Here is a 660-nt window from a genome sequence, read left to right as displayed (position 1 = left end):
GACTTGTGGGTCGGAGTGAAAGGCTAATCAAGCTCGGAGATAGCTGGTTCTCCTCGAAAGCTATTTAGGTAGCGCCTCATGTATCACTGTAGGGGGTAGAGCACTGTTTCGGCTAGGGGGTCATCCCGACTTACCAAACCGATGCAAACTCCGAATACCTACAAGTGCCGAGCATGGGAGACACACGGCGGGTGCTAACGTCCGTCGTGAAAAGGGAAACAACCCAGACCGTCAGCTAAGGTCCCAAAGTTATGGTTAAGTGGGAAACGATGTGGGAAGGCTTAGACAGCTAGGAGGTTGGCTTAGAAGCAGCCACCCTTTAAAGAAAGCGTAATAGCTCACTAGTCGAGTCGGCCTGCGCGGAAGATGTAACGGGGCTAAACCATGCACCGAAGCTGTGGACTTGTGCTAGGCACAAGTGGTAGAGGAGCGTTCTGTAAGCCTGCGAAGGTGTCTCGTGAGGGATGCTGGAGGTATCAGAAGTGCGAATGCTGACATGAGTAACGACAATGGGTGTGAAAAACACCCACGCCGAAAGACCAAGGTTTCCTGCGCAACGTTAATCGACGCAGGGTTAGTCGGTCCCTAAGGCGAGGCTGAAGAGCGTAGTCGATGGGAAACAGGTTAATATTCCTGTACTTCTGGTTACTGCGATGGAGG

1 rRNA gene is annotated in these 660 nt (G+C 52.3%); it reads left to right on the top strand.

The features are described 5' to 3' along the window. Positions 1-660 (top strand): 23S ribosomal RNA (locus OKJ99_RS09480); the annotation flags it as partial.

It is taken from the genome of Streptomyces endophyticus (assembly GCF_035798155.1).
In the GTDB taxonomy this organism is placed as follows: domain Bacteria; phylum Actinomycetota; class Actinomycetes; order Streptomycetales; family Streptomycetaceae; genus Streptomyces; species Streptomyces endophyticus.
This window is presented reverse-complemented; position numbering and strand designations above follow the sequence as displayed.